This window comes from Alistipes sp. An31A, assembly GCF_002159425.1.
GTDB classification, from domain to species: Bacteria; Bacteroidota; Bacteroidia; order Bacteroidales; family Rikenellaceae; genus Alistipes; species Alistipes excrementigallinarum.
The window spans coordinates 1-22455 of sequence record NZ_NFIO01000004.1; the positions used below are offsets into that span (position 1 = coordinate 1).

Here is a 22455-nt window from a genome sequence, read left to right on the forward strand (position 1 = left end):
TAAGCTCACTTACGCCGATGGTACTGCGGTTCTCCCGTGGGAGAGTAGGTAGCCGCCTCTTCAAGGTCAGACTCACAAGGTCTGACCTTTTTTTGTGCCCATAGGCGAACGGCGCGCGGAAGGCGGGCGTTGGTCTTCGGTCTTCGGTTTCGGTGTAAAGTGTAAAATGCTATCTTTGCACTCTGTTTCTATCAGTTTTTAGACTTGTATTGATTTAGCATACATGAGCATGAAGCCTATTTTCTATGCGGCGGTGCTGCTTGCGTTCACAACGCTCAGACTGAACGCGCAAAGCTTTTCTGATGTGGCAGATAGCTGCTATTTTTATCTTGAACAGGGCGATACTGCTTCGTTTGGCAGAACCTGCGACCGATTGCCCGATGCGTATGAGAGAACCTATAATGCCGAATTATATTCCATCGCCATGGAGTTGACCGGGATAAGAAACATGGACCAGGGAATTCGGTTGCTGCTGCTCGATGCCCGGAAGAAGGACAGGGATGTCTCCCAAATCAGGCGGATGATGGAGCAGATAGACTGCCGAAATGCCAGCCGTGTCGCTGAAATTATTGACCGATACGGTTGGCTTGCCCCTGAGGAGGTCGGCTATGAAGCCAACGAGGCTCTGTTCCTGTGTATACAGCACACTCAGGACTCGTTGATTCAAAATAAGTACCTGCCGGTTCTGAGAGATGCGGTCCAAAGCGGTGCGGCCGAGGGGTGGCAATACGCCTTTCTCACGGACCGATGTCTCATGAATCGGGGCGAGCGGCAAATCTATGGTACTCAACGGATAGCCAAAGGTGGGGGCGATTATCTGGTGCCGTTGCAGGATGCAGAGCGGGTTGATTCACTGCGTGCGAGCTTAGGTATGGAGCCCTTGCAGGTGTATATGTCGGATTGCGGCTTGGAGCAGGGCTGGAGTATGGAGTACTACAAAACCCATTTGCAACTGCACGAGTCAATCTTTGACTCATGGTACAGGCACCGGCGCGATGCTGTGCGGACTGATAAATAGTCTGCTTTGTGGCTCGTTTTCGGGGGGGCGTTCGGCTGAATTTGTTGCTGGAACCGCTCTGGAACGAGGAGTCGAGCCGGGGAGTGGTGCAGCTAGCTGGCAGGCGAACGGATGGTCACTGGCCTTTAGGTGCAATTGCTGCTTGACCTTGAAGAATTAATGTGCCACCATGTGTGTAGATAGCCACACCAAACAAGGAGGAGTTTCCGAATAACCGGAGACGAACCGCAGGTCAGATTCACAAGGTCTGATTTCTTGAGGCCAGACATGGGTGCCTCGGTATTTGTTTTGATGATAAAATATCCGTAATTTTACACTTTATTCTTAGAATATGCGAAGCCTTATGCCATGGGCTTGAGCACTTGTCCGTTGTAGTTGTGCTTTGCTTAACAGATATTTGATGAAAGTAATAGAGTTATTCGCTGGAGTTGGTGGTTTCAGAGTCGGTTTGAATCGGGTAGATGAGAACTTTTTTGATACGGTGTGGAGCAATCAGTTTGAACCTGCAACGAAAAGGCAGCATGCATCGGAGGTTTATGTAGCTCGTTTTGGCTCTAAGGGCCATGTAAATGCGGATATTGCAACGGTAAAGACAGAGGATATCCCTGACCATGATATGTTGTGTGGAGGTTTCCCCTGTCAGGATTATTCCGTTGCTCGAAATCTTGGACAGGCTGCAGGACTTGTGGGTAAGAAAGGTGTTCTCTGGTGGGAAATTGAACGGATTGTGCGAGAGAAGGGGGAGCGCGCTCCGCAGATATTATTTTTGGAGAATGTCGATCGCTTGCTGATTTCTCCAGCAATGCAGCGCGGGAGAGACTTTGCCGTGATATTGCAATCTTTGGCGGATAATGGCTACGTAGTTGAGTGGCGAGTGATTAATGCTGCGGATTATGGAATGCCTCAGCGGCGTCGGAGAACCTATATTTTGGCATACAGAAAAGGCAGTCCGATAGCTTCATCTATTGTTGATTCTGCGTCCTGGCTTTTTCGCGATGGAGTATTTGCTTCGGCTTTTCCGGTTGTGAATAAGGATGTTAACGGGTTGTTTGGGGCGCAGCTATTCCCGTTTCGACTGAAAAAGGATGGTGATGATTTGGCTGATTTGAGTCAGAAATTTAATGCGGAGAATAAACTCAGACCATTTGAAAATGCTGGGATTATGATTGATGGTCAAGTATGGTCTGTCAGAGTGGAGAGCAGTTATTCAGGGCCGTATACGACTTTGGGGGATATTTTGGCGTTGGGAAAGGAACACGCTTTGGTAAAGGACGAGTTCTACATTCCTGAGCAGGAATTGTCCAAATGGGAATACCTGAAAGGCGCAAAACATGAAGTTCGCAGGACCAAGGAGGGGTTTGAATTTACTTATAATGAGGGGGGGATGGCTTTCCCAGATGCTTTGGATAAGCCTTCGCGAACTATTATAACGAGTGAGGGCGGTGCTACGGCTTCCCGTTTCAAACATGTAATTCGCGACCCTGAAAATGGACGGCTGAGGAGGCTGATTCCTCTGGAATTGGAGCGATTGAACATGTTCCCCGATGGCCATACCGAAGGTCAGAACGATACAAAGAGAGCATTCCTTATGGGAAATGCTCTCGTGTGTGGAATTGTTACAAGGATAGGAGCAGAAATTTATCGTCGATTGAAATAGAATGAGTTGTGCTGTGTGGTGGTCGTATTTGCCCTATAAGTATTGGTCGATAATTTGGGTAATGGATATTGGCGTCGATGCTGCTGACCTGACTCTTCTCCGACGCTCATTGCATTCAATACCCAATTCAGGGAAAAAGGATGCCATCTCCTGATTGGATATGGGTGATACGCCATAGCTCCTTATTAGTTTGTATATGAAATCAGCCCAGGATGTGTGACCGAGCAGACAACATGCATCGTGTGTATAGGTCTTCATGTTGTTTTCTCGCCCAATGCCGGTCTTCTTTTGTAATTTTCCCTGAGTGAAATATTTGACATCCTCATTGAATCCTATGGCATCCAGGAAATGGATATATACTTCCATCGGAATTCCTTCGTAGGAAGATATTGATGAGCAAATCAGGTCGAGCAGTTGGCGGGGTGGTTCGTAAATATAGTAGTGCTTGTTGTCTATGTTGTCTATGCGGTGGTCAATTAGTAGTGCGTTCCTATAGAAGAGAGTAGCAAAGGCAACCAGGAGGTCTTTGCTGTTTGGCTTTGAAAGACAGGATTCCATGAGGCGGAAAATGTCATCGAATCCACCTCGTACGGAATCAATCACAACACCATCCTTTAGTACTGAAGGGCGCATGTCGTTACAATTCTTCTGATTATTGCCGGTTTGACCGGATTCATAGAACTCTTTTCCGTACTTTCCCAAGCTGACTTTATAGCTTAATTCTTGCGCGTATTCCCATATGTTGTTGAAAATCATTGTGCCTTCTGTCGCCGAACCGGGCCATCCGAGTGCAATGTCAATTAGGTCTAACCGCTTCTCGTATACTTCGCGTTTGAAGGCAGGAGAATCGACCTTTACATTTAGAGCATAATTTGTAAGATTAATCATATAAGGTCTTGTTAAGGGTTGGTAATGAGTAAAAAGGGGCTTTCAAGCCCCTTTTTTGTTATTCATGGTCCGGACAGCCGTCGCCGGGATGGTGCTCGAGCACCGTGTGGGGAACGACGCCGTGGGTCAGCAGCTGAATCGGGCAGTCGTAGTTGCGCAGTTGCTCCTCGGTGATGCGGTTCGAGTGGTGGCGGTGCACCTGACGGTTGACGCAGGCAATCTCCTTGACGACGCTTGTGATGGTTCCGATGTCGTGCGAAACCATCACAATCGCCATGCGGCTGTTCAGCTCATGGAGCATGTGGTAGAGCTCCTTTTCGAACTTGTTGTCGACGAAGTTGGCCGGCTCGTCGAGTATCAGCAGCCTCGGGTCGGAGATGATGGCCCGGCAGAGCAGCGCCCGCTGCATCTGTCCGCCCGAGATTTCGCCAATCGGGTGGTGCGCCACCTCACCGATGCCCGCAGCCTCGAGCAGCGCAAGGGCCTTGGCGCGGTCTTCGCGCGTGTAGCGGGAGCGGAAGCCGCGGCGTCCCTGGAGCCCCGAGAGGGTCGTTTCGACCACCGAAATGGGGAACGAACGGTCGAAGTTCGAGAGCTGCGGCATGTAGCCAATCAGCCGCTCCTTGCCGTGGAAGAGCTCCGGAGCCAGCGTGATGGTGCCGCGATAGGGTACCGTGCCGAGAATCGCCTTGACCAGCGTGGTTTTGCCGCCTCCGTTGGGGCCGATGATGCCGATGAAGTCGTCGTCGGCGATGTCGAGGTTGACGTTGCGGAGCGCCTCGTAGCCGTCGTAGCTGACGCTCACGTTGCGCATGGAGACAAGGTTCATGGGCGGGCGGTGATTTGGTCGGTGATTTCGGCGATGTTCGCCAGGACATCCTCGCGCAGCGGGTCGATGGCGACGCTCGTGGCATTGAGGTCGCGGGCGATGATTTCGACGGCCGATGCCGGGAACTGGCTCTGGTAGAGGATGCGGGTGATGCCGTCGGCCCGGGCCTGTTTGATGATGCGGGTCAGCTCTCGGGCCGAGGGCTCCTTGCCCTCGTTCTCGATGGCCACCTGGCGGATGCCGTAGTCGCGGGCGTAGTAGGTGAGGGCCGGATGGTAAATCAGGAAATAGCGCGTTCCGGCCGCCTTGAGCCGACTGCCCACCTGGCGGTCGAGCTGTTGCAGGGCCGCCTGCAGTTTGCCGTAATTAAGCGTGTATTTTGTCGAATCGGGATAGGCGGCATGAATGGCTTCGTAGGCGTTTGCTGCCATCTGCTGGAGTGCGCGCGGCGAGGTCCAGATGTGGGGGTCGACGCCGAGGGCATGTTCGTGGCCGTCGTGGTGGTGTGCACAGCTGCCCTCAATCAGCTCGATGCCGCGGCTCAGGTTGACGACGCGCTGGGGCTCCTCGAGCTTCGAGAGCAGCGAGTTCTCGAAGTCGATGAGTCCCACGCTGAAAATCTGTCGTGCGCGGTTCATGCGGGCGAACTGGCGCGGCGTGGGTTCGAAGGTTTCGGGGCTCGCTCCGGCGGGAACAAGCACCTCGATGTCGAAATCAGAGCCGACGATGCCGCCGATGATAGTGCGCAACGGCAGAATCGAGACGACCATCGTGCGGTCGTCCGTCCGGGGTGTTTCGCCGCACGCGGCCAGCAGCAGGGTAGTGACGAGTAGAAGGAGGTATTTTCTCATGGTGGATGTTTCTTGCGACAAAGATAAGAAAAAACCGCGGTTGCCGCACTCCGGGTTGCGTATGTCTTCCGGTTGCATCGCTGGTGTCCCCGGTTTGTGCGCATAGGGTGTAGGTCCTCTTCAATTTCGCCGCGGCTGTGTTTCATGCGGTTGGCGGGTGGGTTCGTGGCGGCTGGCTCCGACGGCGCTCAGTATCAGCCACGGCTCGACGAAGAGGTTGATGAGCACATGTGCCGCCACGGCAGGCAGCAGATTGCGCCCCGCTGCGACGTAGACTACTGCGAGCAGCAGGCCCAGTGCCGCGGTCGATGCCGCCGAGGCTGCCCCTGTACGCAGGTTCCCGCCCAGGAGCGACCACGAGAGGTGTATCTGGCCGCAGGCAAGGGCCGAGAGCACGATTTGCATCAGCGCGCACGCTCCGTTGCCCTGGAGCCAGTCCATCAGCATCTGACGGAAGAGGGCCTCTTCGACGATTCCGCCCGCAAATCCGGCATAGATGCCCAGCCATTTGAGCAAACCTTTGAAACAGAGAAGATTCTGCCGGACTTCGGGAATCATGCGGGCCGTGTAGGCAATGTAACCGGCGGCCGTTGCCGCGGCCAGGAGCCAGGCGTGGGGTAGGACCTCTCCGGAACGGCTGAAGCCCAGATAGTTCAGAAATTTCTCGGGGCCGTTCACGCACCAGATGACAATGAATGTGGTCATGAAGGCCGCTGTTGCAGCGAGTACAATGGCTGCGGTTCGTCTTTGTCGGTGGTCGTTCGATTTTTCCATTTTTTATCGCAATTCGGTGATTTGCTGTGTGGTCCGGTCTTTATGCGGGGTTCAGGTCGTATCTTTCTTTGTTAATATTAATAAGTTTATAATATAAACCAAAACATTTTGCTTTTTTTGTTTGAAAGGGGAGTTTTTGTGCTTGCAGCAGCCCTTTGCGCGGTTGGTGAGGGAGCTTTTGCAAGTGAGGACACTCCAGCTCCTTGAGTTTGAACCGTGTAATGCTCATTGTTGCAACCGGGCGCTGTTGAGCGTATAATGGCGGCGTATGTTGCTGTGGATGAGTCTGTTTTGAGCTGTGAGGATTGTGGGGCTTTACCTGTCCGCGGCTGGCGCCATATTTTATACGCGCAATGCTCCTTGTATATATGTGTCCGTCAGCCGTTTTGCGCGATTACGTTCGGGCAAAAAAGTGTTGGTTTTCAATGCATCGGGTTCTCTGCACCTGGTTTGCCAATCCGGAGGGACCGGTGTCGGGTTCGAGTAGGCTATTCCCTATTTACCCGTTAATAATTTAACATAATGTAAATATTAATTCATTCCTCGTCTGCTGCGAATCCCTCCGGCGTTCCGTATTTTGCCGAATTGCGTTGTCCCTGGCTGTTGCATCTCCTGCCAAATATGACTATATTTGATGGATGTTACAATTATCCTTGGATTTCTTTTGGGCATGACTCTTATCTTCGACAGCAATAATTCCGACCAATGAAAAGGAACCTGTTCACATCTTCGGCCGTACTTCTCTTTTCGGCCTTGACCCTTGCATGCTGTGGCGGCAGCTCCGTTCAATCGCCTTCGACCGAGGAGGCCCGGGCTGCGTTGGTACTCCCCGAGGCGCCCGACAGCGCGCAGCGCTCCGCGGCGGTACAGGCCGCCCGGATATGGGGCTTTGTCAAGTACCACCATCCGGCATTCGCCAGGAAATCGCTGAATGCCGATGCCGAGTATTTCACGCTGCTGCACCGTATTATAAATGCGCCGGACTCGGCTCGCAACGCGGTGTTCGCGGAGTGGATTGCCGCATTGGGACCTGTTTCCATGCGTTCCGACAGCAGCGTGAAGTGCGAAGTCTTCAACGATTTCGCATGGATTTACGACACGCTGCAGCTGGGTGCGCCCCTGAGCCGCATGTTGGCTGAAATCCGTCAGGCGGACCCGGGCAAAAACAGATATGTGGAGCAGACCTCTGTCAACGTCTCATACATCGAGCCGGAATATACGGATATTCCGGACGAAGACATCGCATACAGACTGCTCGGTGTGGCTAAATTCTGGAACGCCGTCGACAGCTACTCCCCGAACCGCAATCTGACGGACCGCCCGTGGGACGAGGTGCTTCGCGACTATACGGCCATGGCATTCGACTCCTCGGTCGACTTCATGGCGCTCTACTCCCGCATGGTATCCGAACTGTGCGACTCGCATGTCAATTCGTGGTTTATTCCGCTCTTCGGGGGCCGCTTCGTCCCCGTCGTGTGCCGCTTCGCCGGGGAGCGACTCTTCGTTACGGACACCTGTACGCTTGTGCCCAATGATTTCCGCGTCGGGGACGAGATTCTCCGTATCGACGGCAAAAGCCCGGTCGAACGTTTGGCGGAACTCGCGCCCTACATGTCCTGCTCCAACCGTGCTGCGCTCATGCGCGACGGCTCCTATGCATCGCTGCTCACGGCGAAGGAGGAGGTGCAGCTCGAGTATCGGAGCCGCGGGGAGCTCCGCACGTCGACCCTCTCCACGGTCGATGGCGAGCATTTTGTCGGACGGATATACGCGAATCTGTATTCGCCCCAAAAGCCGACGTTCGAAGAGGTGGCCGACGGCATCGCCTGCATCCGTATCGGCTCGCTTACGTGCGACGATGAACCCGAGCTTGAGGAGCTGCTGAAGAGGTACGACAAGCTGATTATCGACCTGCGTGCATATCCAGCCGAGTACGATGTAATCCACAAGCTGCTTCCGGAGTATCTCTTTCCCGAGGCCCGGGAGGCAGTTGCCGTGCTGCTGCCTCAGGCCGACACTCCGGGAACCGTCGTACGTTGGGTCGAGTCGACGGAGCGGAGCTCCGATTCCGGTCGGCTTTTCCGGGGGCAGGTCGTGCTGTTGGTCGATGCCTGCTCGCAGTCGATGTCCGAGTATTTCACAATGTTCCTGCAGACCATTCCGGGCGTCGTGACCATTGGCAGCCAAACGGCCGGCGCCGACGGAAACGTAACGCGCATCCAGCTGCCCTATGCGTCATTCAGCCTCACCGGTCTCGGTGTCTGCTATCCCGACGGGCTGAACGCTCAGCGTCGCGGTGTGAAGATTGACCGTGTGGTCGAACCGACTGCCGAGGGGTTGATGCAGGGTCGGGACGAACAGATGGAGGCGGCAATCGACTGTCTGAACGGGGCTCGTATCTGAAAAGTGCGCCCGTAACCATAAAATGAAAAGGAGGGAATCATTTCGATTTCCTCCTTTTTTATTATCGCCTCCAGATTGCACCCATCCTGTACGGATTGATGCCTGTACCGTTGTGAGCCGATGTCTGGCCTGCATGAATTTTCTGCCCGGATAATCAGGATGTAACGGGGTTCTTTCCCTGTTTTCCGCCCGATTTTAACCCTCCGTGTTTGCGATATTCAGAGTCGTTCCGACCGGTTGCCGGAATTATCGCTCCGACGGCGTGTAACTTTCGAAGGTGTGGTCGTCGTAGAGGATAACGATGCGGCGCACCAATCCGTGTCCGCGCAGGGCAACCTGCTGCAATGCCTCTGAGGTGAGGGCAGCCGACGATGCTCCGGCTGATGCGGTCGATGGCGTTGCGATGGAGGCGTCTCCAGCCGCCGGACCGAAGAGCGTTGTCCCGGCCGGACTCTTCGCCCTGGTCTGACCGGCCGCTCCGGCTCCGATTCCTGTCCCGACTCCAACTTCGGGCGACCCGCCATTCACCGCCGCACCCGTTGCTGCGGCGGTCGTGTCACTCCGGTACATCGGCCCCTTGTCGAGCAGAAGCCAGTCGGGGCTGAGCCGGGGAAATTTCAGCAGCATCTTTTGCAGAAAATCGAAGCTGGGCTTGTTGCGCCCGGCCAGAATGTGGGAGATTCCCGCCGGATTGATTTCGAGTCTTTCGGCCAGCTGGCTTGGCTTCAAACCTTCACTTTTCATGATATCGAGCAATTTCTCCCTCATCAGCGTAATTTTTTACAAATATAAACACTTTTCATTTGTAAATCAAGAAAATTTGCTATTTGTAAAATGTCAATAACTGTTGATAATGTTTACAAATGGAAACAAATAAATTCCGTTAAAAGTTGCCCTTCGTTGTTACGTTTGTTTTTACTTTATACTGTATTAATTAAAATACTCGTTTTCAGTGTAATATCAATGATAAAATCTTGTTGTGCGCCCTCTACGCCGGCGTGCTTGCATCTTCTATTGTTTTGGTTTATCGTTCGTTGATGTAAATTTCGTAAAATATTGATATTATGAAGTATTTAATGGTGCATGTTTAGTGGTTTAACAGCGGTTGTAGCCGAGAAATTGCACCCGGATGAGCGTTTATCGATAATTTACAAATATATATTATTAACAGGGCAAGCAGCACTATTCTTTTTACATATGTAATTACAACTGGAAAATATCCCTCTCCCTAATCTTTACAATTGTAAAATAAGCACCTCCCTACCCTACTTTTTGACCGTTTTTGGCGTATTCCGCTCGGCTGTTCATATCTTTTGTTTACAACTCTGTTTGCAGCTCAGATTATGTTAAATAATAAAGAAGCGGAGCAGGATAAAGATATCCTACTCCGCTCAGGAATAATCAGTTACCTGTTTGTTAACAACCTACTCCCTGGAGAGCTTTTCCGCAATTTCGCGGAACTCTTCCGGAGTCAGTTGGAGCTTTTCGCGGTGAAAATCGACGTCGTTTTCGCTGTTCATCGGTATCAGATGGATGTGTGCATGGGGAACTTCGAGTCCCAGTACCACTACTGCCACCTTCCTGCAGGCGGTTTCCCGCTTGATTCGGGCTGCAACCTTCTTGGCAAAGAGCATCATGCCGGCAAGGGTTTCGTTATCGAGGTCGAAGATATAGTCGACCTCCTTCTTGGGAACGACGAGCGTATGCCCTTTGGCCAGCGGATTGATGTCGAGGAATGCGTAGTAGCGGTCGTCTTCGGCGACCTTGTAGGAGGGAATCTCCCCCGCAATGATGCGTGAAAAGATGGATGCCATAATCTGAATAGTGTTGAATGTTATTGTTTCCGTTGTCTTGATGCGGCACCGGGCGTCTATCCCGGTCTCTGTCCGGTGCGGTTCGCTCCGGCCGGGGCGGTTAGGCGCGTCGTGTGCTTCGTGTGCCTCTATGTGTTGCCTCTCTATGGGACGGTTTTGTGTCTCGCTTAACGGCTTCTTGCCGCGGGAGATTCTTCGCCGGTCCATCTGGTCGAAGGTCGGCAACCGGGGCTGTAGAAAAGCCCGTGGGCACCTCCCTGCCGAATCATCGGGTGCCGGTCAGCTGCAGGGTGCCTCGCCAGGCGTCGGCGCGCATCCCATGTCTGCGAGCCTCGGTTTTCCGCGCTTCATTCTTCCCGGGCGGTGCACCTCGTTGTTCGCTTCGCTCATCGAAGTCATGTTCATATAGACAGTTTGTCCGCGGCTCGGTTGTTTGGTGTTATGTTACTCCTCGAATTTGGGCTTCAGAATCTCGGCGTAAATGACCGCTTTGCGCAGGTCGAACTCCGCGACTATCTCATTGGCCGTCTCCTCCGTTTCCGGCAACCGTACGGGCTCCTTTTCGCGCATTGCCGCCATAACCTGCGGCTGGGCGGCCGATATGTTGCTGTGCCTGCGTTGGAGGCTTTCGCCCGCGTGCTGCAGTCCGTGTTGGGAAGATGCGGTTGCCGCCGTCTGCGACCGCGACGCAGCGGCCTGTTGTGCGGTCGCCCGTTGTGCAGCGGTCTGTTGCGTAGTGGATTTTGCGCCTCCGGTCGAGGGCGAAGTGGCCGGCCGACGGCTGCGTTGTTGCGGCAGAGGAAAACCCTCCGGCAGACCGCTGCCCGGGGTCGGATAGCGTGGAACGGTCGGATGGCCCTGCCCGGCGTTGCGCTCCTGCCCCTCTTCGGTCTCGTCGGCTCGCCGTGCAGCCCGCTTGCGGGCCTTGGAGAGCGCCGAAAAGCCCATCGATACGACGATGAACAGCAGCCAGAGTATGGGCGCGTAGTCTTCCATGGTCTCAGTTCATGGCTCGTTTGACGGTTTCGATGCCTTTGATTTGGCGGATGCGGTCCATGACGGCGTTCAGACCCTCGGCGTCCTTCACGTAGAGGCTGACGCTTCCCTCGAAGATGCCGTCGTGGCTGTGGATGTTCACCTCGCGGATGTTGATGTTGAAGTCATCGCTGACGACCTTGGCCAAATCGAGCAGGATGCCCATCCGGTCGATGCCGCGGATTTCGGCCGTCACCAGGTAGGACATCGCCTTGTGCTGCGACCACTTGATTTCCTCCTTGACGATGTTGTTGCCGAACTGGCTGGCCAGCCGGTTCAGCTCGTCGCAGGTTGCCTTGTGGACGATGATGTCGCCGCTGGCCGGGTCGCGGTAGCCCACGACCTTGTCGCCCGGAATGGGTTTGCAGCACTCGGCGATGCGGAACTGTGGTTCGGCCTCCACGTCGGGCGAAGGCTGTATCTCACCCGGCGACACGGGAGCATCGCCCTCCTCGGGCTCCTCCTTCTTGGGGATGAAGAGGGTCCAGAACTTGAGTATCTTGCTCTTCGAGTCGACCTTGAGGGTCTTCTCCAGCGTGTCGATGGTGACGATTCCCGCGCCGATTTTGCTGTAGAGCTCCTCCTTGTTGCGGCAGCCGTAGGCCGGGACGATTTTGCGCAGCACGCGGCCGCTGAGCTTGATGTTGAGCTCCTTCATCTTGTCGTCGAGCATCTGCATGCCGTGCTCGATGTTGTGCTGCCGCTCGCGCTTGAGGAAGCTCTTGATGGCCTGCTTGGCCTTGGCCGTCGTGACGATGTCGAGCCACTCAGGCTTGGGTCGGGCGTTGTCGGCCGTGATGATTTCAATCTGGTCACCGCTGTTGAGCGTCGTGGTGATGGGCTCCAGCTTGTGGTTGATTTTGGCGCTGATAGCGTTGTTGCCGATTTTCGAGTGGATGTCGTAGGCAAAGTCGAGCGCCGTGGCGCCGAAGGGCAACTTACGTGATTCTCCCTTTGGTGTAAATACCACTATTTCACTGGTGTACAGCGATAACTTGAAGTTGTCCAGGAAGTCGACGGCATTCTCCGTCGGGCTGTTCAGCGCCGCCCGAATCTGCTTGAGCCACTTGTCGAACTCGTCCTCGTCCTGCGAGATGGTCGCATGCTTGTACTTCCAGTGGGCGGCGAATCCCCGTTCGGCAATCTCCTCCATGCGCTGCGTGCGGATTTGCACCTCGACCCATACGCCGTCAGGGCCCATGACCGTCGAGTGCAGCGCCTCGTAGCCGTTAGCCTTGGGCATCGAAATCCAGTCGCGCAGGCGGTCGGGTTTCGGGGTGTAGGTGTCTGTAATGGAAGAGTAAATCTGCCAGCACTGCGTCTTCTCGGAGGGGAACGGAAGCGGCTTGAAGACAATCCGGATGGCGAACAGGTCGTAGACCTCCTCGAAGGGTATCTGCTTGCGCTGCATCTTGTTCCAGATGGAGTAGACGCTCTTGACGCGGGCCGATATCTCGTAGTTTATTTTGTCGCGGTTGAGCGCCGCGATAATCGGGGCGTTGAACTTGTCGACGAACTCCTGGCGCGAGGCCTCCGATTCGCTCAGTTTGCGGGTGATTTCGGCGTACTCCTGCGGGAAGCGGTACTTCATGCAGAGGTCCTCCAGCTCGCTCTTGATGGAGTAGAGCCCGAGCCGGTAGGCCAGCGGCGCGAAGAGGTAGATGGTCTCGCTCGTGATTTTGATTTGCTTGTTGAGCGGCATCGAGCCGAGCGTGCGCATGTTGTGCAGGCGGTCGGCAATCTTGATGAGGATGACCCGCACGTCGTCCGAGAGGGTCAGCAGCACCTTGCGGAAGTATTCGGCCTGCTTCGAGGTGTCGGCGTTGAAGACGCCCGACATCTTGGTAAGGCCATCGACCATCGAGGCGATTTTGGGGCCGAAGATGCGCTCCATGTCCTCGACGGTGTACTCCGTATCCTCCACCACGTCGTGCAGCAGCGAGGCGACGACCGACTTGACGCCCAGGCCAATCTCCTCGATGACTATTTTGGCTACTGCAATAGGATGCAGGAGATAAGGCTCGCCGGAGCGGCGCCTTACCCCCTGATGGGCCTCTTTGGCGAGGAAAAATGCACGTTTAATCAGATTCCAGTCTTCGTCGTTCTTGCATATTTTGGTGCACGAGAAGAGCAGGTCGTCCCATTTCTCCTTTATTATGAGTTCATCCTCGGCAGTATAATCCATAAGCAAACACTTGGGGTATTACTCCTTTTTCTCCTTCATGGCCTCGCGGACCTTGGCCTCAATCTCGGCGCTGAGCGCTTCGTCCTTCTTGAGCAGCTCCTTCACCGCATCGCGGCCCTGGCCGATTTTGCGGTCTCCGTACGAGAACCACGAGCCGGCCTTCTTGATGATTCCGTAGTCGACGCCCAGGTCGATGATTTCGCCGATTTTCGAGATGCCCTCGCCGAACATGATGTCGAATTCGGCACGCTTGAACGGGGGCGCCACCTTGTTCTTCACCACCTTGACCTTGGTGCGCGTTCCGAGCTGGTCCTCGCCGTCCTTGATGACCGACATGCGGCGGATGTCGATGCGCACCGAAGCGTAGAACTTCAGCGCGTTGCCGCCCGTCGTGGTCTCGGGGTTGCCGTAGACGACGCCAATCTTGTCGCGCAGCTGGTTGATGAAGATGCAGACGGTCTTCGTCTTCGAGATGCTCGACGTGAGCTTGCGCAGCGCCTGCGACATCAGACGGGCCTGAAGACCCATCTTGGCGTCGCCCATCTCGCCCTCGATTTCGGCCTTGGGCGTCAGCGCCGCCACCGAGTCGATGACGATGATGTCGATGGCGCTCGAGCGAATCAGCGAGTCGGCGATTTCGAGCGCCTGCTCGCCGTTGTCGGGTTGCGAGATGAGCAGGTTGTCGACATCGACGCCCAGCTTCTGGGCATAGGCGCTGTCGAAGGCGTGCTCGGCGTCGATGAATGCGGCAATACCGCCCGCCTTCTGCGCCTCGGCGATGGCGTGGATGGCCAGCGTCGTCTTACCCGACGATTCGGGACCGAAAATTTCGATGACACGTCCCTTGGGGTATCCGCCCACGCCCAACGCCATGTCGAGCGTGATGGAGCCCGTAGGGATGACGGGGATGTCGGCAATCTCCGTGCTGTTCATCCGCATGATGGAGCCCTTGCCGAAGTCCTTCTCTATCTTTTCCATAACCGCGTTGAGCACTTTGAGCTTGTCCGCGTTCACCTGAACTTTTTCTGCCATTGTGTGTAGTTCGTTATCTGAATAAATTGTTCGTTCTTTTTGTTGTTGTGCGCCCCGTTTCGGGGTGCCGTTTCGGGGTGCCGTTTCGGGGAGCGCGCTCCCCTGCTTTTGCTTTCGCGGCTGCGTTTGCCCTGGTCTTTGCCGCTGTTTGGAGCTGCGCCGGCTTGCGGGGGCGCCCACCTTCGGCACAACTCCGTTATCGGGGCCTCCTTTGGACGTTTCCCGCTTTCGGACCGTTTCCGCCCACCTTCGGGTCTTCGCGTTTCTGCGCTTTTCCTCGGGTCTTCGGGTCGTTTCCGTTTTTGGGCCGTTCCCGCCCCCCCCCGGAGTCTACCGCCGCGATTTGCGGAGCGCGTCGCGACGCTGCTCAGCCAGCGGCCGCTTGTCGGGACGCATGTTACGCGGCAGCGGCATGCGGATGATGCGGGCGTCGAGCCAGCGGTCCTCGTAGGGACTCCAGTTGTTCATCGGGAGATACCCTACCGTCATCCGCCACCGGAACCCGGTGCGGTTGACCAGGTCGTTCGACAGGCGCGGTATGGAGAGCACCGAAGCTCGGGCCCGTTCGCGCATCTGCTGCAGCTGCTTCTGCTTGCGCTCCTTCCGCGCAAAGGGATTGCCGCTTTGGCCGAGCCAGTCGCCCGGAAGGGTCAGCGGCTCGCCGTAGAGCAGCTCCATGAGCGCCAGCGAGTCGTCGAGCGGCCGAATTTCATCCCCGCCGTGCTGTGCGCCGCCCCACTGCGGAGGCTCGCCCTGCGCCGGGAGGGCTTCCCGAGCGGGATGTTCTCCCTGTGCCCGGAGCTCTTCCTGTGCAGCAAGAGGCTGTGGCGCCGGCGCCGGCTGCGGAGTCTGGGCGCCAGGCACCCCGATGCCGCAAAGCAGGCTCATGCCGATGGTAAGCAGTCTCGTCTTCATGTCTCCTCCTTTTGCTTTGTCTCCGTTTATCTCCCTTGAGCTCAAGGATTCCCGTTACCGAGTATTTCTGCCATTCCGGGGTGTTCCCTACTCCCCCTGGTTCTTCCTCCGTCCGGATGTTCGCCTCCGGATGTCTCCGTCAGCCGTCTCCGGGCGGCTGCGGGTCACTTGTCGTAGGCCTCCAGAATCTGCTGGTAGTGGTCCTTCGTGCGCACCTTCTCGAAAATTTTCTCGATGCGCCCCTCGGCGTCGATGATGAAGGTCGTGCGCAGAACGCCCATGTACTTGCGCCCGTACATCGACTTTTCGGCCCAGACGCCGTAGGCTTCGCAGACCGAGTGGTCGGTGTCGGCCAGCAGCGTGAAGTTCAAATCGTGCTTTGCGCAGAAGTTGCGGTGCGACTGCTCGCTGTCGGGGCTCACGCCGATAATCCGAAACCCCCGACGGGCCAGTTCGTCGCGCCCGTCGCGCAGGCTCTTGGCCTCGAGCGTACACCCCGAGGTGTTGTCCTTGGGGTAAAAGTAGAGGATGACGCGCTGGCCGCGAAGGTCCGCAAGCGACAGAGGTTCACCCTCTTGCGTGGTCGATTTGAAGTCGGGAGCCATATCCCCGGGTCGTAATGCAATCATAGGTTTCTCAACGGATGAAATTACCTTTCAAAATTAATATAATTCCGCGGATTTCCATGCATGGGCCCCCACTTTTTTTGCGCCTCAGTCCCACGTGTAGGTCACCTCCACCTGCTCGTTGAACTCTTCGGGCGAGGTGTTCAGCCGGCGGCGGCAGGCCGGGCAGCGGATGGCCGTCTCGGTCTCGACATAGCCTCCGTCACCGCAGCCGATGCAGGAGGGCAGCATGCCGAAATAGGGTTGCGTCGAGTGTTCGAACTGTGCGCCGCAGTGTTTGCAGCGGATTTTGTAGGCTGTTCCCATGGTCGTTTTCTTTTAGGTTCACGATGCAAAGGAACAACCTCAGAGTGACAACTTGTGACACAACCCGAAAGTGCGCAAAAAAAATCCTGCCGCCGGGGGCTCCGCTACTGAATCGGCCGCAGTTCGCCGGTGGTCGAGTCCATGATGTACCCCTTGACCACCACGTCGTCGGGGATGAGCGGATGGTTGCGGACCAGGTCGACGGTCTCCAGAACGGCCGCCTCGGTATCGTCGAAGCCGTGGAGCCAGGCGTCGAGGTCGATGCCGCAGTGCTTCATGAGCGTGATGTGCTGCTCGGGAATCCCCCGCTGCTTCATCAGGTGCTGCATCTCGGCGCTGTCCATCCCCTGCACGCCGCAGTTGGTGTGTCCGATAATCATCACCTCGGTGACCCCCAGCTCGTAGATGGCCACCAGCAGGCTGCGTACCGTGCTGTCGAAGGGGTTGGTGATGGTGCCGCCGGCGTTCTTGATGATTTTCACGTCGCCGTTGCGCAGGCCGAGGGCTGCCGGCAGCAGCTCCACCAGACGCGTGTCCATGCAGGTGACAATCGCGATGCGCTTGTTGGGGTATTTGTCCGTAATATACCGCTCGTAACCCTTTTCGGCCACGAAGCGGCGGTTGAATGCCAGAATTTCGTCAATCATTTTTCGTCGTGTGTTTTATCCAGATTTTCAGTAATATATCGTCTTATGTATTCGCTCAGCTCCGGGGTGTCGACGATGCGGATGTCGTCGAGCAGCCCCACCACGAAGCGGCCCACGCCGGCGTAGTTGGCCACCTCGGTGTCGAGCAGCCAGCGCCCCTCGCCTGCCGGGCGGATGTCGCGTTCGGCGAGCGGATACTCCTCGCAGAGGAGGTTTCGGGCCAGCATGCCCAGCTCGAGCCGTACGCGGTGCCGCTCCTCGCCGTGCATGCGGAAGGGGTCGATGAAGCCCTCGGCGTGGTCGTCGGCATGCTGCCACGGCCGGCCGGTCGGAATGACCGAACCGATGCGCGCCGTCTTGAAGAGCTTGCACCGCCCGTCCTCGAGGTCGTAGCACCACACCTGCACGTAGTTGGTCGTGAAGGCGAAGGGCTCGACCTGCCGGTCGCGGACGCCTCCTCCGTGGCCCGACTGGTAGTCGCGCAGCGTCACCTGCTGCTCCTCCTCGATGGCCTCGACCAGTTGGCGGATGTTGGGGGCGTTCTTGCCGCGCACGACCGTGTCGGCCAGCGTGCGGTTGTCGTAGACCGAGTAGAGCTTGCGTTTGAGGTTCTGTTTCAGCAGGTTCGTGTCGTCGATGTTCTCGATGGCGCTCTTCAGGATATGGGCCTCCTCCTCGGTGAAGTGGACCAGCTGCGAGATGTCGCGGAAATGGGGCGACGCCTTGTCGAGCCGGATGCAGTCGCCCGTCTTCTTGATGACGAAGCCCGCCTCGCGGAAGGTATCGATGTAGCGGTAGATGGTGCGGCGCGACATCTGGAGCCGTTCGGCCAGCTGGTCGACGTTGTAGGTGGTGTTGGCCGTGAGCAGTTTCATGAGGCGCAGCAGCCGTTCGAGCTTGGGTTGGTCCATGTGCGGAGGTCGTTTTTGCCCGGCAAAGATACGAAAAAGCCGTGACATGAGCTGTCACGGCCAAGTTTTGTCTCCGTTGGTGGATGGCGGTCGGCGCAGGTCTATTGCTGCCGTGCCTCTCCCCTTGCTGCGAGGTACTCTTCGAGCACGTGTTCCAACTGTCCGGGTTCGGCATCGAGCAGGCGGTCGTTGATTGTGTACGGCGTGTCGCAGATGCGCAGCGTTAGAGCGATGTTGGCCTTCTCCAGCATTCCGGAACTGTCGTATCGCTGTGCGAGGTCGCGGACATGGATGGCGAGGAGTTCATTCCCGGCAATCCGTTCCCGGCGGAACCCCTCAATCGACTTCCAGGGAAAGAAATAACCCTTTGTCGGTCTGAAAATCGTGTTGACCCGGAGCCCTTCGGGTGATACGATCACCAGCGGGCAGCGTCTGCGGAGTACAAGCAGAATGAAGAGTCCGACGCCGCAGGTGCCGAAAAAGAGGATTGACAGCCACCCTATGGCGGGGATGACGTAGCGGGCTGCCCACGACGGGTCACTCTGGGCGTGGAGAATCATCCATGCCCCCGCGCCGACAAAGGCGATGCTTCCTGCCAGCAGGGGCAGGATTTTGCGGAGGCTGAGGTGAAAAAGGCAGGTTTCGTATTTCGGATTCACGGCGTATGGAGTTGGGTGTATACAAAGATATAAAAAAATCGCGACGTGAGGCTTTGCCGCTTTTCATGTGAAAACCGGAGGGAGGGATGCATGAATCGCATCCCTCCCTCCGGTTTCTCTTTCATCTCTGCCTTCCGGCTCTTTTCTCTGTCCCTCTTTCCGGCTCTTTTTTCTGACCTTCTTTTGCCCTTCTTCTGTTCTTCTTCTGCCCCCCCCCGGCTTCCGGGCTACTGGGCCAGCACCAGCTTCTCAATCTCCTCGACCTGGCGGCGGAAGTTCTTGTCCGTCTCCATCAGATTGGTTACCGCCTTGCACGAGTGGAGCACCGTGGCGTGGTTGCGGCCGCCGATGGCTGCACCGATAGCCGTCAGCGGGGCCTTGGTGTGCTGCTTCGAGAGGTACATCGCAATCTGTCGCGCCTGGGCAATCTCGCGCGTCCGCTCCGTGGAGTTGAAGCGCTCGAAGTCGAGGTTGAGGTACTGGCAGACCACCTCGATGATGTGCTCGATGGTCACCTCCTTCTGGTAGAGCTTCACGTAGGCCTTCAGAATCTCCTTGGCCAGCGCCACGGTCATCTTGCGGCCCAGGAAGGTGGTATTGGCCGCAAGCGACGAGAGGGCCCCCTCGATTTCGCGGACGTTGGCCGAGATGTTGTCGGCCAGGTAGGCAATCACCTCCTCCGAAACCTCCGTGCCGAGCTTCTGCGCCTTGGCGCGGATGATTTTCACCTTCGTCTCGCGGTCGGGCGTGTCAATCTGGGCCGAAAGACCCCACTTGAAGCGCGTCAGCAGCCGCTGCTCGATGTCCTTCAGCTCGACGGGCGGCTTGTCTGAGGTGAGGACGAGCTGCTTGCCGGCCAGCTGCAGGTGGTTGAAGATGTTGAAAAAGGCGTTCTGCGTACCGGTCTTTCCGGTCAGCTCCTGGATGTCGTCGATGAGCAGCACGTCAATCATCTGGTAGAAGTGGATGAAATCGGGGATTTCACCATTCTTGTAGGCCGTCTGGAACTGCGCCTGGAACTTGTTCATCGAGACGTAGAGCACCTGCAGTTCGGGATGGCGCTGGCGCACCTCGTGGCCGATGGCCTGGACGATGTGGGTCTTGCCCAGCCCCGAGTTACCGTATATATACAGCGGGTTGAAGGGGTTGTTGCCCGGATTGAGCGCCACGGACATGCCCGCCGAACGGGCCAGCCGGTTACATTCCCCCTCGATGAAGGTCTCGAAGGTGAGCGCCGGGCTGAGCTGCGGGTCGATGATTATCTTCTTGAGTCCCGGAATGACGAAGGGATTCTTTATATTTGCGGTGTTGGTCTGCGTGCTGAAGTGCGAAATGGCCGTCGTGTCGGCTTCGGGCGGAAGCGGCATCGAGGGCTTGTTGGATTTCGGCACGGCGTAGTGCAGACGGGTCTGCTGCCCGTAGAGCTGCGAGATGATGGGACGCAGGAAGGGGATGTAGTTCTTCTCGATTTGGTCCACATAGCTCGCATTGGGTACGCGCAAACGCAGCGTCGTGCCGTCGAACTCGAGCGGGACGATGGGCAGAAACCACTTGGCAAACTCCTCCTCGGTCGTCTGCTTTTTGATGCGGTCAAGACAGTTCTGCCATATATCGCTATATGCCTGCGCGTTGTTTAACATGGTACGGGTTTGTGACATTTTGACGAGACAAAGTTGTGAATAATTTTGTAAAAAGATTCCCGGATTTTGGTTGCATATTTCCTTTTTTTATATATACGAAAATAGACGTCGGCGGGGTGCGAATTTTAACTCGCTGATATTGAATTGTCGAATAATTTTTCTTATATTTGCGTATAAAATTTTTGGATGTTTTACGAATCAAACTATAAATAAAACAGATAAGCAACTATGGCAAACGAACTGGAACAAATGGTACTGCGCAAGGCGCAGGCATGGCTCGACGGTCCCTACGACGAAGAGACCAAAAAACAGGTCAAATACCTGATGGACAACGATATGAAGGAGCTTGTCGAAAGCTTCTACAAGGACCTTGAGTTCGGTACGGGCGGCCTGCGCGGCATCATGGGCGTGGGTACGAACCGCATGAACGTCTATACGGTGGGTGCCGCCACGCAGGGGCTTTCCAACTACCTGAAGAAGAACTTCGCGGGCGAGCAGATTCGCGTGGCCGTGGGGCACGACAGCCGCAACAATTCGCGCATGTTCGCCGAGCGTGTGGCCGACATCTTCGCCTCGAACGGCTTCACGGTCTACCTCTTCGACGCGCTGCGTCCGACGCCCGAGCTGAGCTTCGCCATCCGCGAGCTGAAATGCCACTCGGGCGTTGTGGTGACGGCCTCGCACAACCCCAAGGAGTACAACGGCTACAAGGCCTACTGGACCGACGGTGCGCAGGTGACGCCGCCGCACGATACGAACATCATCGCCGAGGTGGAGAAGATTACCGACATCAACATGATTCAGACGGGCGCCCACCCCGAGAACATCCACATCCTGGGTCAGGACTTCGATGAAATCTACCTGAACCGCGTGCATGCCCTCTCGCTTTCGCCCGAGTGCATCAAGCACCACCACGACATGAAGATTATCTATACGCCGCTCCACGGCTCTGGCGTGCGTCTGGTTCCCGCCTCGCTCCGCAAGTTCGGCTTCACGAACGTCAAGCTGGTTCCCGAGCAGGCGGTTGTCGACGGCAACTTCCCGACGGTCGAGTCGCCCAACCCCGAGGAGCGCAAGACGATGTCGATGGCCATCGACCTGGCGGCCCGCGAAGGTGCCGACCTGGTACTGGCCACGGACCCCGACTCGGACCGCATCGGTGTGGCGCTGCGCAACAAGAAGGGCGAATACGTGCTGCTGAACGGTAACCAGACCCTCGTGCTGCTGCTCAGCTACCAGCTCACGCGCTGGGCCGAGCTGGGCAAGCTCGACGGCAAGCAGTATGTGGTGAAGACCATCGTGACGTCGCAGATGGCCAATGCCGTGGCCAAGTTCTTCAACGTGAAGTGCTACGACTGCCTGACGGGCTTCAAGTACATTGCCAAGATTATCCGCGAGAACGAGGGCAAAGCGCAGTACATCGGCGGCGGCGAGGAGTCGTTCGGCTATCTGGCCGGCGACTACGTACGCGACAAGGACGCCGTATCGGCCTGCTCGATGGCGGCCGAGGCTGCCGCATGGGCCATGGATACGATGGGCCTGACGCTCTTCGAGTGGTTGCAGCAGCTCTACGTGAAGTACGGTTTCTACCGCGAGGGGCTCGTTTCGGTGGTCCGCAAGGGCAAGGAGGGCGCCGAGCTGATTCAGAAGATGATGGCCGACTTCCGCGAGAACCCGCCCAAGACGATTCTGGGCTCGCCCGTGGTGCGCATCAACGACTTCAAGACGCTCGAGACGCTCGACGTGAAGAGCGGCGTGAAGACCCCCATCGTGCAGGACAGCAGCAACGTGCTGCAGTGGTTCACCGAGGACGGCACGATTGTTTCGGTACGTCCGTCGGGTACGGAGCCCAAAATCAAGTTCTACTTCGGTGTGAAGGCTCCGCTGCACTCGGTTGAGGAGTACGACAAGGTGCTTGCCGAGCTCGACGCCAAAATCGAGGGCATCAAGAAGGACCTCAAGCTGGAGTAGTCATCTGCTCTACGGCTTTCGGCTCAGCCCCGGAACTTCCCGCAGGGAGGTTCCGGGGCTTTTTTTGCCGAGTCGTCTCGTGGGCTTCTTCATCTCACGCACCTGAGTACTGGGTTTCCGGGCTTCTTCCGTCCGTTTTGCAGCCCGGCTCTCCCCGGCTCTCCTCAGCTCTCCTCGCCTCTGCTTTGTCCGGTTATCGCTGTACGTTGTTCTTTCTGTTCGCTCCAGTTCCCGCCCCTGCTTTTCAGTCCCCGTCCCTGCTTTTCAACCTCGCTCCTTACCCCTTGTTTGCCC

Annotated in this window: 20 protein-coding genes; 4 read left to right on the forward strand and 16 right to left on the reverse strand. The window is 56.5% G+C overall.

Annotation, left to right across the window (positions count from 1 at the left end; translation table 11 throughout):
- The first annotated feature begins 229 nt into the window (after positions 1-229).
- On the forward strand, positions 230-1018 hold the full coding sequence (locus tag B5F90_RS05080) for a DUF6624 domain-containing protein (RefSeq protein WP_143256107.1): 789 nt from the start codon (positions 230-232) through the stop codon (positions 1016-1018).
- A gap of 400 nt (positions 1019-1418) precedes the next feature.
- Complete coding sequence (gene dcm / locus B5F90_RS05085) at positions 1419-2675, forward strand: DNA (cytosine-5-)-methyltransferase (protein ID WP_162607752.1); 1257 nt, start codon at positions 1419-1421, stop codon at positions 2673-2675.
- Positions 2676-2708: 33 nt separating this feature from the next.
- Here dcm and B5F90_RS05090 read toward each other — a convergent pair whose 3' ends face one another.
- From B5F90_RS05090 to B5F90_RS05105, 4 genes are all read right to left on the reverse strand, one after another.
- Complete coding sequence (locus tag B5F90_RS05090) at positions 2709-3563, reverse strand: hypothetical protein (RefSeq protein ID WP_087361727.1); 855 nt, start codon at positions 3561-3563, stop codon at positions 2709-2711.
- 58 nt (positions 3564-3621) lie between these two features.
- The gene (locus tag B5F90_RS05095; RefSeq protein WP_087361728.1) at positions 3622-4392 is read right to left on the reverse strand and encodes an ATP-binding cassette domain-containing protein; all 771 of its coding nucleotides are present in this window, start codon (positions 4390-4392) and stop codon (positions 3622-3624) included.
- Entirely contained in the window at positions 4389-5243 is an 855-nt protein-coding gene (locus B5F90_RS05100) for a zinc ABC transporter substrate-binding protein (RefSeq protein ID WP_087361729.1), read from the reverse strand. The genes B5F90_RS05095 and B5F90_RS05100 overlap by 4 nt, the downstream gene beginning before the upstream one ends.
- A 120-nt stretch (positions 5244-5363) precedes the next feature.
- Positions 5364-5948, reverse strand: a complete 585-nt coding sequence (locus B5F90_RS05105) for a CPBP family intramembrane glutamic endopeptidase (RefSeq protein WP_162607753.1) — start codon at positions 5946-5948, stop codon at positions 5364-5366.
- Between the two features lie 1107 nt (positions 5949-7055).
- Between B5F90_RS05105 and B5F90_RS05110 the strand changes: the two genes are divergently transcribed.
- Complete coding sequence (locus B5F90_RS05110) at positions 7056-8420, forward strand: S41 family peptidase (protein ID WP_162607754.1); 1365 nt, start codon at positions 7056-7058, stop codon at positions 8418-8420.
- A gap of 246 nt (positions 8421-8666) precedes the next feature.
- Here B5F90_RS05110 and B5F90_RS05115 read toward each other — a convergent pair whose 3' ends face one another.
- From B5F90_RS05115 to dnaA, 12 genes are all read right to left on the reverse strand, one after another.
- The gene (locus tag B5F90_RS05115; protein ID WP_087361732.1) at positions 8667-9188 is read right to left on the reverse strand and encodes a helix-turn-helix transcriptional regulator; all 522 of its coding nucleotides are present in this window, start codon (positions 9186-9188) and stop codon (positions 8667-8669) included.
- 656 nt (positions 9189-9844) lie between these two features.
- Entirely contained in the window at positions 9845-10234 is a 390-nt protein-coding gene (locus B5F90_RS05120) for an HIT family protein (RefSeq protein ID WP_087361869.1), read from the reverse strand.
- Positions 10235-10678: 444 nt separating this feature from the next.
- Positions 10679-11230: a hypothetical protein gene (locus tag B5F90_RS05125; RefSeq protein WP_087361733.1), complete on the reverse strand. Its 552-nt coding sequence runs from the start codon at positions 11228-11230 to the stop codon at positions 10679-10681.
- Between the two features lie 4 nt (positions 11231-11234).
- Positions 11235-13454 carry a RelA/SpoT family protein gene (locus B5F90_RS05130; RefSeq protein ID WP_087361734.1) on the reverse strand — a complete coding sequence of 740 codons (2220 nt, stop codon included), beginning with the start codon at positions 13452-13454 and terminating at the stop codon, positions 11235-11237.
- Positions 13455-13472: 18 nt separating this feature from the next.
- Positions 13473-14486 (reverse strand): recombinase RecA, encoded by a 1014-nt coding sequence (gene recA / locus B5F90_RS05135; RefSeq protein WP_087361735.1) that lies wholly within the window; start codon positions 14484-14486, stop codon positions 13473-13475.
- Between the two features lie 330 nt (positions 14487-14816).
- The gene (locus B5F90_RS10805) at positions 14817-15401 is read right to left on the reverse strand and encodes a hypothetical protein (protein WP_143256108.1); all 585 of its coding nucleotides are present in this window, start codon (positions 15399-15401) and stop codon (positions 14817-14819) included.
- 164 nt (positions 15402-15565) lie between these two features.
- Positions 15566-16030: a thioredoxin-dependent thiol peroxidase gene (gene bcp, locus B5F90_RS05145; protein WP_087361737.1), complete on the reverse strand. Its 465-nt coding sequence runs from the start codon at positions 16028-16030 to the stop codon at positions 15566-15568.
- 84 nt (positions 16031-16114) lie between these two features.
- Positions 16115-16333 carry a hypothetical protein gene (locus tag B5F90_RS05150; RefSeq protein ID WP_087361738.1) on the reverse strand — a complete coding sequence of 73 codons (219 nt, stop codon included), beginning with the start codon at positions 16331-16333 and terminating at the stop codon, positions 16115-16117.
- A 104-nt stretch (positions 16334-16437) separates the two neighbouring features.
- Positions 16438-16980 carry a carbonic anhydrase gene (locus B5F90_RS05155; RefSeq protein WP_087361739.1) on the reverse strand — a complete coding sequence of 181 codons (543 nt, stop codon included), beginning with the start codon at positions 16978-16980 and terminating at the stop codon, positions 16438-16440.
- Positions 16977-17891, reverse strand: coding sequence for a WYL domain-containing protein (locus B5F90_RS05160; RefSeq protein ID WP_087361740.1), 915 nt, complete (start codon positions 17889-17891; stop codon positions 16977-16979). The genes B5F90_RS05155 and B5F90_RS05160 overlap by 4 nt, the downstream gene beginning before the upstream one ends.
- Before the next feature lie 101 nt (positions 17892-17992).
- On the reverse strand, positions 17993-18550 hold the full coding sequence (locus B5F90_RS05165; RefSeq protein ID WP_087361741.1) for an STM3941 family protein: 558 nt from the start codon (positions 18548-18550) through the stop codon (positions 17993-17995).
- 227 nt (positions 18551-18777) lie between these two features.
- On the reverse strand, positions 18778-20190 hold the full coding sequence (dnaA, locus tag B5F90_RS05170) for a chromosomal replication initiator protein DnaA (protein ID WP_087361742.1): 1413 nt from the start codon (positions 20188-20190) through the stop codon (positions 18778-18780).
- Between the two features lie 228 nt (positions 20191-20418).
- On the opposite strand from dnaA, the gene B5F90_RS05175 reads away from it, so the two are divergent.
- Positions 20419-22161 carry a phospho-sugar mutase gene (locus B5F90_RS05175; protein ID WP_087361743.1) on the forward strand — a complete coding sequence of 581 codons (1743 nt, stop codon included), beginning with the start codon at positions 20419-20421 and terminating at the stop codon, positions 22159-22161.
- The last annotated feature ends 294 nt before the right edge of the window (positions 22162-22455 follow it).

Coding starts and splice junctions, on each gene's coding strand:
- B5F90_RS05080 (WP_143256107.1), top strand. CDS start 230: ATGAAGCCTATTTTCTATGCGGCGGTGCTGCTTGCGTTCACAACGCTC.
- dcm (WP_162607752.1), top strand. CDS start 1,419: ATGAAAGTAATAGAGTTATTCGCTGGAGTTGGTGGTTTCAGAGTCGGT.
- B5F90_RS05090 (WP_087361727.1), bottom strand. CDS start 3,563: ATGATTAATCTTACAAATTATGCTCTAAATGTAAAGGTCGATTCTCCT.
- B5F90_RS05095 (WP_087361728.1), bottom strand. CDS start 4,392: ATGAACCTTGTCTCCATGCGCAACGTGAGCGTCAGCTACGACGGCTAC.
- B5F90_RS05100 (WP_087361729.1), bottom strand. CDS start 5,243: ATGAGAAAATACCTCCTTCTACTCGTCACTACCCTGCTGCTGGCCGCG.
- B5F90_RS05105 (WP_162607753.1), bottom strand. CDS start 5,948: ATGACCACATTCATTGTCATCTGGTGCGTGAACGGCCCCGAGAAATTT.
- B5F90_RS05110 (WP_162607754.1), top strand. CDS start 7,056: ATGCGTTCCGACAGCAGCGTGAAGTGCGAAGTCTTCAACGATTTCGCA.
- B5F90_RS05115 (WP_087361732.1), bottom strand. CDS start 9,188: ATGAGGGAGAAATTGCTCGATATCATGAAAAGTGAAGGTTTGAAGCCA.
- B5F90_RS05120 (WP_087361869.1), bottom strand. CDS start 10,234: ATGGCATCCATCTTTTCACGCATCATTGCGGGGGAGATTCCCTCCTAC.
- B5F90_RS05125 (WP_087361733.1), bottom strand. CDS start 11,230: ATGGAAGACTACGCGCCCATACTCTGGCTGCTGTTCATCGTCGTATCG.
- B5F90_RS05130 (WP_087361734.1), bottom strand. CDS start 13,454: ATGGATTATACTGCCGAGGATGAACTCATAATAAAGGAGAAATGGGAC.
- recA (WP_087361735.1), bottom strand. CDS start 14,486: ATGGCAGAAAAAGTTCAGGTGAACGCGGACAAGCTCAAAGTGCTCAAC.
- B5F90_RS10805 (WP_143256108.1), bottom strand. CDS start 15,401: ATGAAGACGAGACTGCTTACCATCGGCATGAGCCTGCTTTGCGGCATC.
- bcp (WP_087361737.1), bottom strand. CDS start 16,030: ATGATTGCATTACGACCCGGGGATATGGCTCCCGACTTCAAATCGACC.
- B5F90_RS05150 (WP_087361738.1), bottom strand. CDS start 16,333: ATGGGAACAGCCTACAAAATCCGCTGCAAACACTGCGGCGCACAGTTC.
- B5F90_RS05155 (WP_087361739.1), bottom strand. CDS start 16,980: ATGATTGACGAAATTCTGGCATTCAACCGCCGCTTCGTGGCCGAAAAG.
- B5F90_RS05160 (WP_087361740.1), bottom strand. CDS start 17,891: ATGGACCAACCCAAGCTCGAACGGCTGCTGCGCCTCATGAAACTGCTC.
- dnaA (WP_087361742.1), bottom strand. CDS start 20,190: ATGTTAAACAACGCGCAGGCATATAGCGATATATGGCAGAACTGTCTT.
- B5F90_RS05175 (WP_087361743.1), top strand. CDS start 20,419: ATGGCAAACGAACTGGAACAAATGGTACTGCGCAAGGCGCAGGCATGG.